The 15,578-nt window shown below is 40.8% G+C and carries 16 protein-coding genes; 2 read left to right on the top strand and 14 right to left on the bottom strand.

Going from position 1 to position 15,578, the window contains the following annotated elements:
* Positions 1-37 precede the first annotated feature (37 nt).
* Positions 38-1,186, top strand: coding sequence for an ROK family transcriptional regulator (locus tag HNR41_RS01365; RefSeq protein ID WP_184280987.1), 1,149 nt, complete (start codon positions 38-40; stop codon positions 1,184-1,186).
* Positions 1,187-1,232: 46 nt separating this feature from the next.
* Here the strand turns inward: HNR41_RS01365 and HNR41_RS01360 are convergent, their stop codons facing one another.
* The 11 genes from HNR41_RS01360 to HNR41_RS01310 form a co-directional block, all read right to left on the bottom strand.
* Positions 1,233-2,240, bottom strand: coding sequence for an aldose epimerase family protein (locus HNR41_RS01360; RefSeq protein WP_184280985.1), 1,008 nt, complete (start codon positions 2,238-2,240; stop codon positions 1,233-1,235).
* A 135-nt stretch (positions 2,241-2,375) separates the two neighbouring features.
* The gene (locus tag HNR41_RS01355; RefSeq protein WP_184280983.1) at positions 2,376-2,927 is read right to left on the bottom strand and encodes a thioredoxin family protein; all 552 of its coding nucleotides are present in this window, start codon (positions 2,925-2,927) and stop codon (positions 2,376-2,378) included.
* Positions 2,928-2,993: 66 nt separating this feature from the next.
* Entirely contained in the window at positions 2,994-3,389 is a 396-nt protein-coding gene (locus HNR41_RS01350; protein WP_184280981.1) for a hypothetical protein, read from the bottom strand.
* A gap of 130 nt (positions 3,390-3,519) precedes the next feature.
* Positions 3,520-4,941, bottom strand: coding sequence for a YfcC family protein (locus HNR41_RS01345; RefSeq protein ID WP_221432834.1), 1,422 nt, complete (start codon positions 4,939-4,941; stop codon positions 3,520-3,522).
* A 150-nt stretch (positions 4,942-5,091) separates the two neighbouring features.
* A complete protein-coding gene (gene sufB / locus HNR41_RS01340; protein WP_184280979.1) occupies positions 5,092-6,489 on the bottom strand; it encodes a Fe-S cluster assembly protein SufB in 1,398 nt (465 codons plus the stop codon).
* Between the two features lie 27 nt (positions 6,490-6,516).
* On the bottom strand, positions 6,517-6,948 hold the full coding sequence (gene sufU / locus HNR41_RS01335; protein ID WP_184280977.1) for a Fe-S cluster assembly sulfur transfer protein SufU: 432 nt from the start codon (positions 6,946-6,948) through the stop codon (positions 6,517-6,519).
* Entirely contained in the window at positions 6,938-8,164 is a 1,227-nt protein-coding gene (locus HNR41_RS01330) for a cysteine desulfurase (RefSeq protein WP_184280976.1), read from the bottom strand. Before HNR41_RS01330 ends, sufU begins: the two co-directional genes overlap by 11 nt.
* A gap of 20 nt (positions 8,165-8,184) precedes the next feature.
* A complete protein-coding gene (gene sufD, locus HNR41_RS01325; protein WP_184280974.1) occupies positions 8,185-9,498 on the bottom strand; it encodes a Fe-S cluster assembly protein SufD in 1,314 nt (437 codons plus the stop codon).
* Positions 9,499-9,513: 15 nt separating this feature from the next.
* A complete protein-coding gene (gene sufC / locus HNR41_RS01320) occupies positions 9,514-10,299 on the bottom strand; it encodes a Fe-S cluster assembly ATPase SufC (RefSeq protein ID WP_184280972.1) in 786 nt (261 codons plus the stop codon).
* Between the two features lie 225 nt (positions 10,300-10,524).
* Positions 10,525-10,872, bottom strand: a complete 348-nt coding sequence (locus tag HNR41_RS01315) for a DUF4870 domain-containing protein (protein WP_184280970.1) — start codon at positions 10,870-10,872, stop codon at positions 10,525-10,527.
* 167 nt (positions 10,873-11,039) lie between these two features.
* On the bottom strand, positions 11,040-11,396 hold the full coding sequence (locus tag HNR41_RS01310; RefSeq protein WP_184280968.1) for a DUF4870 domain-containing protein: 357 nt from the start codon (positions 11,394-11,396) through the stop codon (positions 11,040-11,042).
* A 156-nt stretch (positions 11,397-11,552) separates the two neighbouring features.
* Here HNR41_RS01310 and cyoE point away from each other — a divergent pair, with 156 nt between their 5' ends.
* The gene (gene cyoE, locus HNR41_RS01305; RefSeq protein WP_184280966.1) at positions 11,553-12,458 is read left to right on the top strand and encodes a heme o synthase; all 906 of its coding nucleotides are present in this window, start codon (positions 11,553-11,555) and stop codon (positions 12,456-12,458) included.
* A 510-nt stretch (positions 12,459-12,968) separates the two neighbouring features.
* On the opposite strand, the gene HNR41_RS01300 is transcribed toward cyoE, so the two are convergent.
* From HNR41_RS01300 to HNR41_RS01290, 3 genes are read right to left on the bottom strand one after another with little or no spacing between them, the layout of a single operon-like run.
* Positions 12,969-13,811 carry a MetQ/NlpA family ABC transporter substrate-binding protein gene (locus HNR41_RS01300; RefSeq protein ID WP_184280964.1) on the bottom strand — a complete coding sequence of 281 codons (843 nt, stop codon included), beginning with the start codon at positions 13,809-13,811 and terminating at the stop codon, positions 12,969-12,971.
* Positions 13,812-13,850: 39 nt separating this feature from the next.
* A complete protein-coding gene (locus tag HNR41_RS01295; RefSeq protein ID WP_184280962.1) occupies positions 13,851-14,543 on the bottom strand; it encodes a methionine ABC transporter permease in 693 nt (230 codons plus the stop codon).
* Entirely contained in the window at positions 14,540-15,562 is a 1,023-nt protein-coding gene (locus tag HNR41_RS01290; protein ID WP_184280959.1) for a methionine ABC transporter ATP-binding protein, read from the bottom strand. The genes HNR41_RS01295 and HNR41_RS01290 overlap by 4 nt, the downstream gene beginning before the upstream one ends.
* Positions 15,563-15,578 lie beyond the last annotated feature (16 nt).

The following is a 15,578-nucleotide window of genomic DNA, read 5'->3' as shown; positions in this document are numbered from 1 at the left end:
TGAAGAAATCCCGTACAAACAAACATAGGAGAGCGCTATGAACCAAAGTATAGTTAATCAGCAATCAATCAAACAATTTAATACGAATAAAATTCTGAAACTGCTCACTTCAACTGAGATGATTTCACGGGCACAGCTGGCCAAAGAGACCGGACTGAACAAAGCGACAGTATCTAAAATTACAGACGAACTGCTCAATGAAAATCTGATTGTAGATCTCGGGTACGGAATGTCGAGCGGCGGCAGAAAACCAAAGCTTCTTAAATTCAATCCTGATGCAAAATATATTGCCGGAATAAAAATCGGCGGCAGTGATATTTACTTTACAGTAATGAATTTAATGCTCGAAGACGTATTCACTCAAAGAATTGAGATCGATAATAATGACACGGTAATAATAGCAGAACTGCTAAAAGAGTCATTTGACCGCGCCATCGGAACACTTAATATTGATATTAAAGATATTATCGAAGTTGCCGTAGCTGTACCGGCGACAGTCGATATTAAAGGCATGATTATTCATGCCCCTAACATCGGCTGGAAAAATATTGATCTGTCTGAAGAATTCAAAGATGTCTTTAAGGGCATTCCTATCAAAACATTTAACGAAGCAAATGCCGGTGCTCTCGGTGCTCTGCATCATGTAGAAAGTCCGGAGCATACAAACCTTGTCTACGTCAGTGCCGGCATCGGTATCGGTACAGGTATTATTATTTCCGGTAATCTCTACAGAGGAAAGATGGGTCTCGCCGGAGAGTTCGGACACAACGTCATTGTAGAAAACGGCAGACAGTGCCACTGCGGAAGAAAAGGATGCTGGGAAACATATGCTTCCGAACAGGCTTTTTACGATTCTCTCGAGAGAAAAGGTCTGAAGATGGAAAAAGGTATAGACAACGTTCTTAAAGAACTGGAGAATAACAACCCCGTAGCACTTGAAGCGATGAAGGAATTATCGTCACATATGAATACCGGACTGGAAAACGTTGCACGTGCGATGAGTCCGGATTACATAATCATCGGGAACAAGATGAGACATTTTAAAGGCTATCTGGATATTGACGATGAAATACAAGGCTCCAAAGTTTTATTCGTGGATAAGGAAAGCCATACTACTATCGAAGGCATGGGCTTTGTTATCGCGAGAAAATATCTTTACCGCGACCGGTATGATATTAATATTTAACTAAAAAAAGTGTCTGCTCAAAATTGAGCAGACACTTTTTTTAGTTTTATGATTCAGTACTGAAACTGAATACTGTTTCTTTCTTATAAGGTACGCCTGCTTCAATTCTGACTTTCTGGTTTAAAGGAAGCTTTAATGCTGCAGGCGTACATTGTGTTTCCACGCAGAATCCCGCATATTTCTGTGCTTTTCTGTCCTGCAGTCTGATTGTCTCATCCAGGTTGTTCCCTGTATAAAGAATCATTCCGGGAAAAGTCGTCGATACTTTCATTGTGCGGCCGCTGTTGTCATCAGTAATTACAGCTGATTTATCATACTCATCAAAAATGAAGTAGTGATCGAAGCCGCCGTTGGCGATTTTAATCTGCTCATTATCACTCGAAAATATATCGCTGAACACCCGTCCCTCTTTCAAATCAAACAGCCCTTCAGCATGCTCAATGCTTTCCGGAATCAATTCCTCATTCATCTTCAGCCAGCTTTCGGTATTACTTTTAATCTCATGGTTTGCTGTATTTTCATCCGCTTCACTGCCGAGGTTAAAATATGTATGGCTCGTCGGGACTGCGACACTTTCCGACTCAGCGGTCACTTCATATTCGAGCTTCAGTTCGTTTGCCTCAGTCAGACTGTAAACCACTTTAAACAACGGGCTACCGGGGAATCCATTTTCCATCTGAAACTTGAAAGTGATTTTATTATCCTCTGCAGAACTGTCCCAGATTTTGTTGTACGGATTTAATCCGCCGCTGTGAAGCAGGTTCTTTCCTTCATTGGCTGTAAATGAATATGCTTCATCATTAATCGTAAATGATGCATTCTCCACTCTTCCGGCAACCGGTGCAATAACAGCGCCGAGGAAATGATCATTGCTGAAATACTCTTCAAGCGAGTCATATCTCAGGACGACATTGCTGTATCTGCCTTTGTTATCCGGTATAAGTATTTCAGTAATACTGCAGCCGATATTTATGACTTTTACAGTCATACCGTTATTATTCGTCAGTATATATTCTATGATTCCTTTATCATGCTCTTTATATGTCACACTCACAAAAACATCCCCTGTCGTAAATCTATTCATAATGATTTACAGTTTAGCACAGAATTTTTTAAACGGAAAAAGGTTTTTCACAGCTCAAAATGAAATATCCTCCAAAGCATGAGGCTTCAGAGGAGATTCTATAAATTATTTTACTGATAAAGTTTGCTTTAAATCTGTCTCAACAGCATCCCAAAGTTCAGGTGAAGTCATGAATTTTTCTTTCATTTCTTTCTTAACTGCTGTAAATGCCGCATCGTATTCTGCTGTACCTTTTTCCGGCATATCTTTCATAATATCCTTTTGAATAATTGCTGTCATCGGTGCACGGGGTCCCCAGACAGCTGCTTCTTTTTCTTCTTTATCGATTGCGATAACTTTTGGAATTACTTTATTGCCGTTTGTTAAATAAGCGTTCATTAACGCTTCGTTATCATCTCTCAGTGAAACTTTAACGTTGATATCTGCTGCTTCAGCAAGTTTGAAAAGAATTGCCAGGTTCAGCATACAGTGTGAACACCATGGCTCTGCGATTACGAGCAGATTCATGTTACTGTTCTTAAAATTTTCAAAATCACTATCTTTCGTTATTGTGTGTTCATTATAAATTTTATCGAACCCGTCTTTTAATTCTGTAAGTTTTTCACGATACTCATCCGGCGTTAAAGCGATGTCATAAAATACCTGTATGTTATCCATTTATCTCCCTGCCTTTTTTAAGTGGTTATCCCTATTATAAGTCCTCGGAGTTACATGATACAAATATTATATACCGCGCTTATACTTTACAACATCGTCATCTTTTAAATTCATGAAGAGATTCACACCGAAAAGAATAATAGCAAGAAGGAACATCGGACCGCCGATAAATGTGAAAATATGTGCAACACCGGGATTAACCTGAACGAAAAAAGTACTGAAGAGGAATAAAGGAACACCGATATGGTACAGCCAGAACGTTGCTGTACCAAGTGCGTTTTCAGCAAGATGAGGGTAAATTGATAAAACTGCGCCAATACCTAACGTTGAAAGCCAGCCTACCACGTTGACGTGAGCATGTCCGGCAGCCCAGTTAAGCTGTAGCGTTATTGACATAAACAACCCGACTGAAATACCGATAACGAGATAAAGTACCGACAATTTTAACCATGTATGACCCATTTAATACGCCTCCATTCTCTGTATATACTTACATATTATCACCGAATAACTTTTAGTCAATTTATTATCAGAATAATCAGTCATTAGTTGCATTAAAAAATGAGCAGCGGGAGCTGCCCATCAAAATTGTTTACTGTAAGTTAATCAGTGTTGCGACTACTAATGCAACCGCTGCAATGATTAACCAGATAATAATTAATTTCCAAACGAATTTCACCCATTTAATATACGGGATACCTGCTACAGCGAGTACACCCATTAATGATGCAGATGTCGGAATAATACTGTTTGTAATCGCATCACCATACTGGAATGCAAGTACCGCCACCTGTCTCGGAATGTCCTGCAGATCCGAGATTGGAATCATAACAGGCATCGTCGTCATCGCCTGGCCGGAACCTGATGGAATGAAGAAGTTAATTATAACCTGCACAACAAGCATTCCAAGCGCTGTCAGTGCATTAGGAATATAATCCAGTGCCGCACTCATGCTGTAAATAATCGTATCGATAATAAAGCCCGATTCAAGTACTACAAGTATAGCTCTTGCGAAACCGACAATAATTGCACCGTAGACGACAATTTTCATACCGTCGATAAATGCGTCAAATATTGCATTCAGCTTCAGTCCGCCGACGAATCCGATAATAATCCCGATAGCGAAGAAGTTTGCAGCAAGTTCTGTCAGGAACCAGCCATGTGCGAAAATACCATAGACGTTAAACGCAATTGTCGCTGCAAATAAAACAACAATAACAATATGACGTTTTGTTAATTTTGTAACTTCCATTTCGCCTTCAGTAAAATTAAGCTGTCCAGCCTGGTTTTCTTCATAAACAAGACTGCGTTCCGGATCTTTCTTAACTTTCTTGGCATAATTCATTACAAACAGAATACCTGAGATTAACACTGCAAGATACACTACTATTCTGAAACCCCATCCTGAGAAAATCGGCAGTTCCGCAATACCGTGTGCGATACCAACTGTGAACGGATTAAACATACCGCCGGTGAATCCGGCAGCTGCACCAAGCGTTACCATTGCTGTACCGACCATTGCATCATACCCTAATGCAACTGCCAGCATAATACCGATTGGCACAAAAATAATTGTTTCCTCAGCCATTCCGGTTGTAAATCCAAGTATTGAAAATACTGTCATAATAACCGGAATTAACAGCATTTCATTCTTTTTAACATTATCCATTACTTTTTGAATGATTGCTTCAATTGCACCGGTCGCACGGATGACTCCGAACGCTCCGCCAATTAAGAATATGTAGAAAATAATATCCGCAGCTTCATTCAATCCCGTTGGAATTGCCATAATTAAATCCATAAATGATACCGGATTTTGTTCAACACCATGGAAGCTGCCGCTGACTACTTCCACTCTGTCATCAACTTCCTGACGGTCATATTCCCCGGCAGGTATTATGTAGCTTAGTGCTGCTCCCAGGATAACAATAATCAGCAGTATCGCATATGTATGCGGAAACTTCTGACTGATGTCTTTTGAACTTTTACCTTTTACGTTAGTACTTTCTCCCAATATAATCACCCCTGAAATTATACTTATTCAATTACCCTATAAAAACATTACTACACCTTTTATTTGAATTTTTTTAATAATACATCAATACCCGGAAAAACACAAAAAACCGCCACATATAAATGTGGCGGTTCTACATATATAATTCTATTAACCGATTGATCCTTCCATTTCGAAGCTGATTAAACGGTTCATTTCTACTGCATATTCCATCGGCAGTTCTTTTGTGAATGGTTCGATGAAGCCCATAACGATCATTTCTGTCGCTTCTTCTTCACCAAGTCCACGGCTCATTAAATAGAATAACTGTTCTTCTGATACTTTCGAAACTTTCGCTTCGTGCTCAAGAGAGATGTTATCATTTAATATTTCGTTGTATGGAATCGTATCCGAAGTAGATTCGTTATCCATAATCAGAGTATCACATTCGATATTGGAACGTGCACCGTGTGCTTTTCTTCCGAAGTGAACCTGTCCGCGGTAAGATACTTTACCGCCGCCTTTAGCGATTGATTTAGAAACAATTGTAGAAGATGTGTTTGGCGCTAAGTGAATCATTTTCGCACCAGCATCCTGCAACTGTCCTTTACCAGCTAAAGCGATTGATAATGTCATACCGCGTGAACCTTCACCTTTAAGGAAGATAGACGGATATTTCATTGTAATCTTGGAGCCGATGTTCCCGTCAACCCATTCCATAGTTCCGTTTTCATCAACGAAAGTACGTTTAGTTACCAGGTTGTATACGTTGTTTGCCCAGTTCTGGATTGTTGTGTAACGGCAGTATGCATCGCGCTTAACGATAATTTCAACTACTGCAGAGTGCAGTGAGTTCGTCGTGTAAGTCGGTGCTGTACAACCCTCAACATAGTGTACGCTTGAGCCTTCATCACAGATAATTAAAGTACGCTCAAACTGACCCATGTTTTCAGAGTTGATACGGAAGTATGCTTGTAATGGTGTATCAAGCTTAACTCCCGGCGGGCAGTAAATGAATGATCCGCCCGACCATACAGCCGAGTTTAATGCAGAGAACTTGTTATCAGTATAAGGTACTACTTTACCGAAGTATTCTTTGAACAGTTCTTCGTTTTCTCTAAGTGCAGAGTCAGTATCTTTAAAGATAACACCTCTATCTTCAAGATCTTTCTCCATGTTGTGATAAACAACTTCAGACTCATACTGAGCAGAAACTCCTGCTAAGTACTTCTGTTCAGCTTCAGGAATACCTAATTTGTCAAACGTACGTTTGATTTCTTCAGGTACTTCATCCCATGAACGTTCAGTCTGTTCAGACGGTTTTACGTAGTACGTAATCTCATCGAAATCAAGTTCCGATAAGTCTCCGCCCCATAAAGGCATTGGTCTGTCATAGAAGTGCTGCAGAGATTTAAGACGGTAGTCCAGCATCCACTGCGGCTCTTCTTTCATATTAGAAATTTCACGGACGATTTCTTCAGTTAATCCTCTGTCAGAACGGAAAATCGAAACGTCCTTATCGTGGAAACCATATTTGTAATCGCCAATTTCCGGTGCTTGCTTAACCATATATGATCGCTCCTCAATACTATATTTTTAAGAATTTTTAAATCCCTTTTCCAGTGCTTTCCAAGTGAGTGTTGCACATTTAATACGTGCCGGGAATTGACTGACTCCCTGCAGCGCTTCAATGTCGCCCATTTCTTCAGTAATATGGTATTCCTCACCAAGCATCATATTCGAAAACTCAGCAGCCATTTCTAACGCTCTGTCTGCAGGCTGATTCATGATAGCTTCTGTCATCATAGATGCGCTGGACATGGAAATTGAGCAGCCTTCTCCTTGAAACTTAACATCTTTAATGATGCCCGCTTCAACGTTCAATGTGAGTTGAATCTCATCACCGCAAGTCGGGTTATTCATTTCAACTGTCATCGAACCATCTTCAATAACACCTTTGTTACGGGGATTTTTGTAGTGGTCCATTATCACTGAGCGATACAGCTGATTCAGGTTGTTAAAATTCATACGAGAAAAACTCCTTCGTTTTTTCCAGACTTTCAATAAATTGGTCGATCTCTTCGATCGTGTTGTATATATAGAAACTTGCTCTTGCTGTTGACGATGCCTCGCACCATTTCATCAGCGGCTGTGCACAGTGATGTCCGGCACGGACGGCAATACCTTCTGAGTCCAGCGCAGTGGCCAGATCGTGAGGGTGAACGCCTTTAAGGTTGAAAGTAATCAGGCCGGCACGTTGATCTTTGCCGGGACCGTAAATTTCAATTCCCTCAATTGCAGACATTTTATCGTAAGCATATGCAACAAGTTCTTTCTCATGCTGATAAATATTGTCGATACCGAGTTCATTAATATAATCGATTGCTGCATTCAAACCGACTGCTTCGGCAATCATCGGAGTACCTGCTTCAAATTTCACAGGTAAATCCGTCCACGTCGATTCGGTTTTATAAACATAATCAATCATATCTCCACCGTATTCAATCGGCTCCATTTTATCAAGCAACTCAGCTTTACCGTATAAAATACCGATGCCTGTCGGTCCGAGCATTTTATGTCCGCTGAATGCGTAGAAGTCGACATCAAGATCCTGAACATCAACTGCCATATGAGGTACAGCCTGTGCCCCATCGACAGAAATATACGCATCATGTGCGTGCGCAATTTCGGCAATTGACTTGATATCGTTAATAGTCCCAAGCACGTTGGATACGTGAGTAATCGCAACGATTTTAGTCTTGTCGCTCATCGCATTCTTCACGCTGTCGAGTGCAATTGTCCCGTCTTCTTCTAATGGAATGAAAACAAGTGTTGCCCCTTTGCGTTTGGCAAGCTGCTGCCAGGGTACGATGTTTGCATGGTGTTCCATCTCATTCACGACGATTTCGTCGCCACTTTCAATAACCAGGTCACCGAAACTGCGGGCAACCAGATTGATTGCCGCTGTCGTTCCGCGTGTATAAACGATTTCTTCAAAGCGTTTCGCATTGATAAAACTGCGTACTTTCATACGTGCTTTTTCATACGCATCTGTCGCTTTCGTTCCGAGTGTATGCACACCGCGGTGAACGTTCGAGTTATACTCTCTGTAATAATCGTTCATTGCCTCGATTACTTTTAATGGTGTCTGACTCGTTGCTGATGTATCTAAATATATGAGGTCTTTTCCGTTTACCTGTTCACCAAGTATCGGGAAATCCTGACGGACTTTATTTATATCCATGCGTCAGAGCCCTCCCTTCCTTAAGATAATACCTTAAGCTCGATAATCTCTTTGAGTTGATTTCTTACAGATTCAATCGGTAATGCTTTAACTACCGGATCCAGGAAACCGTGAATAACTAAACGTTCCGCTTCTCTTTTCGAGATTCCGCGGCTCATCAGATAGAAGAGCTGCAGGTCATCGACACGGCCGACTGAAGCTGCGTGTCCTGCTGTAACATCATCTTCATCAATAAGAAGAATCGGGTTAGCATCACCGCGCGCTTTTTCACTCAGCATAAGAATACGTGATTCCTGCTGTGCGTCAGCTCTTGTAGCACCGTGCTTAATGTAGCCGATACCGTTAAAGATGCTTGTAGCGCTGTCTTTCATAACACCGTGTTTTAAAATGTGAGCGTTTGAATCTTTACCGTAGTGAATAATCTGCGTAGTGAAGTTAGCTTTCGTTTCACCGCGTCCTACAGTTACGATTTTAAGATCTGATTCAGAACGGTCACCGTTCAGATAAGTTGTGTTGTCATAAATGATGTTTGAATCGTTCATCAGGCCAAGTGCCCAGTCGATGTTGGCATCATCTGAAGCGACACCGCGTCGGTTAACATATCCAGTCATTTCTTTCGGCAGGAAATCTACAGAACCGTAAGTAATCTTAGAGTTGTTTAACGCAATAACTTCTGAAACAATGTTAATTTTTTCAGTTGATGATTCAAGGTTAGTGAAGTAGTTCTCTACGTAAGTCACTTCAGATCCTTCGTCTGCTACTAACAGTACGTGGTTGAATAATGAAGCATCTTTATCGTCGTGAAGTACAACCATCTGAATCGGGTCTTCGATGTGCACGTCTTTAGGCACATAGATGAAGATTCCGCCGTTTAATAACGCAGCGTGGTACGCCGTCAGCTTGTTCTCATCAATTTTAACGCCTTCAGTCATAAAGTACTTCTCAAGAAGTTCAGGATGATTGTCTGCTGCGTCAATGATATTTTCAGCAATTACACCTTTTGCTTTAAGATCTTCGTCAAGACGAAGGTATGCAGGTGTGTTGTTATGCTGTACATATATATTTTTACTGTTATCCAGGTCAATTAATTCTTTAACAGCTTCAGGCAGTTCTTCAAGAGAGTTATAAGTGCTGCTCTCAACAACCGGTGAAGTTACGTTAAAGAAATCCCATTTGTCTACCTTAGTCTTGTCAGGTTTAATCATGTCAAGACTATCAAATTTATCTACTGCTTCTTTTCTTTTACCGATAAGAAATTCTGACTCGCCTCTTGTATTTGCATTGGCAATAATCTCTTCCTTATTCAGTTCGAATGCATTTAATTCAGTAGCCATAGTGATCCTCCCGTCTTATTTGTCTTCTGAGCTGACAGTTTCGTCGTCGATGCCAAGTTCTTCTTTAATCCAGTCGTAACCTTCAGACTCAAGGCGTTCAGCAAGTTCTTTACCGCCTGATTTAACTACTTTACCTTTCATCATTACGTGAACAACGTCAGGTGTGATGTAGTTAAGTAAACGCTGGTAGTGAGTGATAATTAAAGAACCGAATTCCTGGCCGCGCAGTTTGTTGATACCTTCAGATACAACTCTTAAAGCATCAATATCAAGACCGGAGTCAATCTCGTCTAAAATACCGAATTTAGGCTCGAGCATCATTAACTGAAGAATTTCGTTACGTTTTTTCTCTCCGCCTGAGAATCCTTCGTTTAAATAGCGTGTAGCCATGTCCGGATCCATTTCAAGGTATTCCATGTTTTTATCTAATTTCTTAATGAACTGCATTAAGTTAATTTCGTCGCCTTCTTCACGCTGTGCATTAATAGCAGAACGCAGGAAGTCAGAGTTAGTTACACCAGAAATTTCTGATGGATATTGCATACCAAGGAATAAACCAGCCTGAGCGCGCTCGTCTACTTCCATTTCAAGAATGTTTTCGCCGTCAAGAAGTACTTCACCTTCTGTAACTTCATAACTCGGGTGGCCCATAATAGCCTGTGCAAGTGTAGATTTACCAGTACCGTTTGGTCCCATTACAGCGTGGATTTCACCCTGTTTAATTGTTAAATCAACACCCTTTAATATTTCTTTACCGTCTATTTCAACGTGTAGATTCTTAATTTCTAAAACAGATGCCATGTCTAATCCTCCAATTGAAATTTAAGATTTTCTAATACTTCTATAGTTTATAATAATTCTAATCTATAGTCAAAGTACCAGACTCTTTACAACACCTATACATTATACCCCAAAAGGCATGCAGTTTAAAGGCTTCAGCCTGTTAAAACGGTTAAAAAGAGTAAAAATACAAAAACACCTCTAAATGATTTCCCTATCATTTAGAGGTGTAATTTTACTTTTAAATTATTTGAAAATATCGATTGTAAACGGCGGTTTGTAAACCTCTCCGTTAACAGCTTTGACGATACCGATAATAGCAAATACGTAGAATGCAATCGTTACAATCGGTCCAATTACGAGGCCGATTAAAATAACCGATGTCAGCCATGCTGCAAATATATAAATCGTGTACGATAAACCGAAGTTTGCAACGTGACGAAGCGCATCCGCAGTCAGCGGATCATCATCTTTTTTAATTGCCCAGATTAGCAGTGGACCTACTACTGCAGTAAAAAGTGAGACAATGTAGGAAACTAAGACCAGTGTACTGTCAAAACCTGTTTTTGGTTCATTATTATTGAATTCATTCATGTTAGTTCCTCCCGTCCATATCAGAGTAAATTTCTACTTTAATTATACCATTGCTTATATTTCAGAACAAATCATTAAATAATTTTAAGAGCAGTTTCAAAATGTCTATGGGCCTGTAGTTAACCATTAAAAAAACCAGACAGCTTTTGCTGCCTGGCAAAGGGGTTTTACTTTATAAAATCAATCGTAAACGGTGCTTTGTAAATCTCACCGTCCGATGATTTAACAATACCTATGATGATAAATATATAGAATGCGATACCGATCAGCGGCGACAGTATATAACCGATCAGAATTATCGTCGTTAAACCTGCAATGATTAAATAAATCGTGTACGAAATACCGAAGTTTACTAAATTGCGTAAAGCAGCTTCCGTTGCCGGATCATCATCTTTTTTAATTACCCAGACAATTAACGGTCCGACTACAGCTGTGAAAAACATTAATACGTACGTAATAATGACGAGTGTTTTATCAAAACCCTTATAAACTATATTGTTGTAGGAATGTTCATTGTTCTCCATTAAAGCTCTCCTCCTCCGGTTAATTGTATTTATACCCTGTATTTTATTGACAGAAACATTTTAGTTCACATAATTTATCTATTCCTGCATTTCACGAATAAGTCAGTACTGGTATAATGTACTATAAACGATTACAACATTTGCGAGGGAATTTTTTTGAATACAAATAATGTTTCAACTGACAATTCGTCAAAATTAATAAAACTATTAACCGATATAAAGTACCTATTAAAAGGTAAAGTGCTCGTTGCGAATGTGCTTCCTGTATTTACAGCATACTGGCTGGCACTTTACTTTAACGGCGAGAACTTTAACGACCACTGGCTGCTGTTCATTTTAACGATGACGGGCAGCACGCTGGTTATATCCGGTGCACTGATGTTCAACAACTGGTTTGAATACGATCTCGATAAAAAGATGGATCGCACACAGCGCCGACCGACCGTAACCGGGTCTTTCTCATTAAAAGGTGTACTCATTGCCGCAATTGTTACGACAACTATCGGTATGGCAATCATGATGACAACAACAATTGAAGCAGCAATTTATTCATTCCTGGGCTGGTTCTTCTACGTTGTTTTATATACCTTTTGGTCTAAAAGAAGATATACAGTCAACACAATTGTCGGCAGCATATCCGGTGCATTTACACCGTTGATCGGCTGGGCGGTAATTGCCCCGGCCACTCATGTCGTGCCTATTGCATTATTCTACATATTAATTATATGGCAGATACCGCATACGCTGGCTATCGCAATTAAACGTCTTGCAGATTACACGAGAGCCGGCGTGCCGATGCTCCCTGTAGTTATCGGAGTCGATGCCACAATCAGGCAGAACCTGTATTATGTTATCGCACTGCTTCCAGTACCGTTTTTATTACTCGGAACATTCGGCTGGATATTCTTTACCGTATCGATGGTATTAACACTGGGCTGGATTGTTCTTTCAGTTAAAGGCTACAAAGCAGATGATAAACAACTCTGGGCAAATGTGAATTTAAAATACTCATTAGTATATCTGATTACACTGTTTGTACTGATGATTGTGCTTACTATATAGATTGGATTGAGGAACGGCCTGGTAAAGGTCGTTCTTTTTTTATGATTACAAAGTGTATTAGAGTCTCTGATTTTAAGATTCAGTTATTGAAGTATGACACCTCTTTGCCGTCGTACTTTAACTGCCTCTCGAATACGACACCTCTTTGCCGTCGTACTTTAACTGCCCTTCGAATACGACACCGGTTCGCTGTCGTACTTTAACTGCCTCTCGAATACGACACCGGTTCGCTGTCGTACTTTAACTGCCCTTCGAATACGACACCGGTTCGACGTCGTACTTTAACTGCCTCTCGAATATGACACCTCTTTGCCGTTGTACTTTAACTGACCTTCGAATACGACACCTCTTTGCCGTCGTACTTTAACTGCCTCTCGAATACGACACCGGTTCGACGTCGTACTTTAAATGCCCTTCGAATACGACACCGGTTCGACGTCGTACTTTAAGTATCCTTTTATCATCGCTAAATAAAAAAAGGCACCCCATGCAGGATGCCTTCAAATAATATTATTGTGCCGGTATAATCGTACCGCCGAATTCTTCTTCAATGAATGTTGTCATTTCTTCCGACTGTAATACTTCAATCAGTCTTTGCAGTTCCGGACGTTCCTCGTCGCCAGTTCTTACAGCAATTAAGTTAGCGTATGGCGAGTCGCCTTCTTCCACAACGATTGAGTCGTCAACCGGGTTTAATCCTGCATCAATTGCGAAGTTGGCATTAATAATTACTGCCGGTGCTTCGTTGTTTTCATACATGTTTACAAGAAGCTCTGGTGCAGTGTTGTTATCGAATTCAAAGTTGTGCGGGTTTTCTGTAATGTCATCGAATGTTGCATCCTGAATTTCGATACCTTCTTCGATTTCAACTAATCCTGCATTAACGAAGAATGACAGGAAACGTCCTTCTTCAGCCGGGTTGTTCGATACTAAAATCGTTGATCCGTCAGGAATATCTTCCAATGAATCATAGTCGTTTGAGTAAACTGCCATTGGCTCTATATGTACATTTCCGATGCTTGCCAGGTCATAGCCGTGTGATTCAACTTCCCCGTCTAAGTAAGGTGTGTGCTGGAAAAAGTTAGCGTCCACTTCTTCGTCAGCCAGCAGTCTGTTCGGTGTTGTGTAGTCGTTAACGATTTCCACGTTCACTGTAATATCTTCTTCCGCTAAAATTTCTGCTGCTTTTTCAAGAATTTCCGCGTGCGGTGCAGGTGACGCCGCAACTGAAATTTCAGCCGGCTCGCCTTCAGCGCTTTCGTCCGTTCCTTCTTCCGATTCTGAACCGTTACCGCATGCTGCTAAAACTAATACGAGTGCAAACAGAGTGACAATACTAAAAATCTTCTTCATGTGTAATAGCCTCTTTTCATTATAGTTTTTATTTGTAGATCAGCGTTTATCGACTGCTTTTGAAACAGTATCCCCAATTATCTGGATGATAAAAACGATGACCAGAATTACTACTGTTGCTACGAGTGTGACATCCGGCTGATTTCTTGTGAAGCCGACCATGTATGCGAGGTTACCAAGTCCGCCTGCACCGATAACACCGGCTATTGCAGTTGAACCTACGAGCATAATCGATGTCACTGTAATTCCTGAAATTAATGCCGGCAGTGATTCTGGAATCAGCACTTTCCAAATGAGCGTCCATGTATTCGCACCCATCGATTCAGCCGCTTCAATGACACCTTTATCGATTTCCTTCAGACCAATTTCAACGAGACGTGCAAAGAAGGGTGCTGCACCGATAATCAGTGCAGGCAGCGCACCGTTTGACCCCATTACCGTTCCCATAATTGCTTTCGTGAACGGCATAATTAAAATGATTAAAATGATAAACGGAATCGCTCTGAACAGGTTAACGATAAATGACGTTGCCCCGTACACTGGTTTTGATATTCCCTTGTCATTCTTTTTCGATAAGAAGAGAATGATTCCGAGTATTAAACCGATAATAAACGCAAGTGCTGTTGCAATCACCGTCATATATATTGTTTCGTAAGTTGCTTCAAGGACTGCATCCCACTTCACGTTTTCGAAGGCGAACATTTCTTTAAATGCTGTCAGAAATTCATTCATTTGCTCTCAACCTCCAGCGTGACATCGTGCTTTTTAAACTCTGCAGTAATTTTGTCCAATGTTTCCTGGTTAATATCCAGTGCTATGTACAGATGACCGTATGACTCCTGATTCGTCTGCTTAATGTTCCCGGAAAGTATATTCACATCGAGACCGTAATCTTTTATGACCTGTGACACGATTGGCGACTTCGTCCGCGTACCGACAAATGTCAGTTTCACGATAGTCGACGTCGGGAATGCTGCTTTAATTTCTTCCATTGCCACTGCGTGGTCGTCATCCGAAATGTCGTCTCTGACGAAACGTTTCGTTACGCTCGACTGCGGATTTTGGAATAACTCAATAACCGGACCGACTTCAACAACTTTACCGTTTTCCATTACAGCTGCACGGTCGCATATTTTTCTGATGACATGCATTTCATGTGTAATTAAAACAATCGTTAAGTTCATCTTTTTCGTAATATCAACGAGCAGGTCGAGCACCTCATCCGTCGTTTCCGGATCCAGTGCACTCGTTGCTTCATCACATAACAGCACCTGCGGTTCGTTCGATAATGCTCTCGCAATGCCCACACGCTGTTTCTGACCGCCGGACAGTTCGCTCGGATAGTTATTCTCTCGGCCTTCAAGACCAACGAGTCTGATTAATTCCGCAACACGTGACTGACGTTCTTTTTTCGGTACACCTGCGATTTCCAGCGGGAAGCTGATATTTTCAGCAACTGTCCGTGACCAGAGCAGATTAAAGTGCTGGAATATCATCGATACCTTCTGACGCTTTTTGCGAAGTTCCTTTACGGACATGCCGCTGATTTCATCACCGGTTACAGTAACAGTCCCTTCAGTCGGCTGCTCCAGTCCATTTAAAAGACGGATCAGCGTAGATTTACCTGCACCCGAATAACCGATTACACCGAAGATTTCACCTTTCTTCACGTGCAGACCGACGTTGTCCACTGCGGTTATATTTTGATTTTTAGTTTTAAATATTTTAGTAACATTACTGATATCTATCATGACAATTTCCTTTCTC

Origin of the sequence: Jeotgalicoccus coquinae, from assembly GCF_014207425.1 — a bacterium.
GTDB lineage: Bacteria > Bacillota > Bacilli > Staphylococcales > Salinicoccaceae > Jeotgalicoccus > Jeotgalicoccus coquinae.
This window is presented reverse-complemented; position numbering and strand designations above follow the sequence as displayed.